Annotated in this window: 2 protein-coding genes; both read left to right on the top strand. The window is 67.7% G+C overall.

Translation table 11 applies throughout. The features are described from left to right. Positions 1 to 700 precede the first annotated feature (700 nt). Positions 701 to 1522: a helix-turn-helix transcriptional regulator gene (locus ADL01_RS19075; RefSeq protein ID WP_053743222.1), complete on the top strand. Its 822-nt coding sequence runs from the start codon at positions 701 to 703 to the stop codon at positions 1520 to 1522. Between the two features lie 111 nt (positions 1523 to 1633). Further along, positions 1634 to 2575: an NADP-dependent oxidoreductase gene (locus ADL01_RS19070; protein WP_053743221.1), complete on the top strand. Its 942-nt coding sequence runs from the start codon at positions 1634 to 1636 to the stop codon at positions 2573 to 2575. The last annotated feature ends 100 nt before the right edge of the window (positions 2576 to 2675 follow it).

Below are 2675 nucleotides of genomic sequence, written 5' to 3'. Positions count from 1 at the left end.
GCGCAAGAAAGACCACGTCAGGCGAGGCACACGGCAGGTTCCGGAAAAGGTCATCACCCTTACGCCCGCAATACTTCAGTAGCTCAAGCAACGGCATTGCGCCAACGCCCGCAGATGAGCGCGTGTCTCCGCAGTGCGGTCTTGTCGCGCCGCAGAGAGCGTCCGAGGGCCGGCGGCCCCACTCGCGCGGGCCGCCGCACTCTCATGGATCGTGCTCGCACTCGTCGGGGTCGCAGCGAGGGGCACGACGAGGGCCGCGGACAGCGCAGCTGTTGCCACTGCGCGAAACCCCGTCAGTCGTGGGCACCGTCGAACGGGCACTTTCGCATTGGATCCATGCAATTCATGCTCCTTCAGAATCCGGGAAGGCCGTCGGGCACGAGCGCGGTACGGGGGGAGAACATGGGCCTCCGTTCGGCGAGTTGCCGCCTGGACCGGGGACGAAGGCCACTCCGGCAAGCCCTGCACCGGCCGCCGGGGGGTGAGGAGTCGTTCGGAGGATAGTCGAGGGTGGGACGAAAGGATGACTATCGGTCACAAAAAATACAGTGCCCCATCCAGGAAGACCTCTCGTCCAGCAGCCGGGGCGCAGGCCCCTGGGGCCGCTCAGCCAGGGACAACTTGTCCGCGGTTAGGACCGCCCTTCATCCGGTTCCTGAATCGCGTCAAGATTGTTCTGTCGAACAGAGGAGGCAGGACGATGGACCGGGCGTTGCTGGCGGATTTTCTCCGAGCCCGTCGTGAGGCGTTGCAGCCGGAGGATGTCGGGCTTCCCCGCGGGCAGCGGCGACGCACCGGCGGCCTGCGGCGCGAGGAGGTGGCGGTGCTGGCCGGGATGTCGGCCGACTACTACAGCCGCATCGAGCAGCAGCGAGGTCCTGCGCCGTCGGAGCGGATGCTCGTCGCGCTCGCCCGGGCGCTACGTCTCAACCAGAGCGAGCGTGACCACCTGTTCATCCTGGGCGGGATCCCGGCGCCGCGACGGATCCTGCGGGACGACTACATCGGTCCCACAATGATGCGGATCGTCGCCGACCTCTCGGACGTGCCCGCGATCGTACTGTCACGGCTCGGCGAGGCGTTGCTGCAGACGCCCCCGGCGGTCGCCCTGCTCGGTGACTACACCAGGTACACGGGCATGTCCCGTTACCTGGTCTACCGCTGGTTCACCGGCGATCCGCGAGTCCGTGGCCTGTACCCCGTCGAGGACCATCCCATTCGGGGCAGGGTCTTCGCCGCGGAGATCCGGGACGCCTACACGGCGGATCCCACAGGGAGGGCCGGCGAGATCGTCGCGGCACTGCTGGAGGTCAGTTCCGAGTTCGCGAACATCTGGCGGTTGCACGAGGTGGGAGTGACTCACCATCACGACCTCAAGCGCTACCTGCACCCCGAGTTGGGGGAGCTGGAACTGTACGCCGAGATGCTGCTGGATCCGGAGCAGTATCAGACGCTGCTGGTGTTCACCGCCGTGCCCGGTTCCCCGAGCCACGGCAAGCTTCGGCTCCTGACCGCCGTCTAACGGTCGCCCCCCTCACACACCTGAGGGCATGTCTCGTATCCGAGGCGTGCCCGGGCCTCACGATGATTCAGATTCGAATCATCTTCTCTGCCGCGAAAGGTGGCATTTACCATGAAAGCAGTGCGTTTCCATGAGTACGGTACTCCGGACGTCTTGCGTTACGAGGACGTGGAACAGCCGGTCCCTGCGGCCGGGGAGGTCCGGATCCGGGTGGCCGCGACGTCGTTCAACCCGGTCGACGGCAACATCCGCGCAGGCCTCATGCAGGGGCCCATCCCGGTGCCCCTGCCGCACACCCCCGGCATCGACGTCGCTGGCACGGTCGACGCGCTGGGCGAGGGCGTGGACCGGGTGAGGGTCGGCGACCAGGTGGTCGGTTTCCTGCCGATGACCGGCCCCGGCGCGGCGGCGGAGTATGTGCTCGCACCGGCCGGCCTGCTGACGACGGCGCCCGCGAGCATCCCGCTGGCCGATGCGGCCGGGCTGCCGCTGGTCGGGCTCACCGCCTGGCAGGCCCTCTTCGACCACGCCAAGCTGACTGCCGGTCAGCGGGTACTGATCAACGGTGCGGGCGGCGCGGTCGGCGGTTACGCCGTCCAGCTGGCCAAGCACGCCGGCGCACACGTGATCGCCACGGCCGGGCCGCGCAGCAGTGAACGCGTCAGGACGGCGGGCGTCGATGAGGTGTTCGGCCACGGGGTCCCCGAGTTGTCCGCGCTGGTCGACGTCGTGCTCAACCTCGCGCCGGTCGATCCGATGCAATTGGCCGCGCTGACCTCCGTGGTCCGCGACGGCGGCATCGTGGTGAACACGACGGTGTGGATGTCCGCGCCTTCCGACGAGGAACGGGGCGTGCGCGGCGTCAACCTCTTCGTCAACAGCGACGCCGCGCAGCTGGCGAGGCTGGTGACGCTGGTCGACTCCGGAGCGCTGCACGTCGATATCGCCCGCAGGGTGCCGCTGGCCGAGCTGCCGGCGCTGCATGCGGAGGCCGCAGAAGGCGCCCTCTCCGGCAAGGTCCTCATCCTTCCCCCCGCCGTATCTCTCACCTAGTCGCAATACCGGTGACTTTGGGGTTTTCAGGTCGTTGGTTGTGGTGTGCCAAGGCCCGGACAGGTGAAGTCGTCGTCGGATGACCGGTTTTCGGATCGGA

Source organism: Streptomyces sp. NRRL WC-3618 (assembly GCF_001280005.1).
Lineage (GTDB): Bacteria > Actinomycetota > Actinomycetes > Streptomycetales > Streptomycetaceae > Streptomyces.
This window is presented reverse-complemented; position numbering and strand designations above follow the sequence as displayed.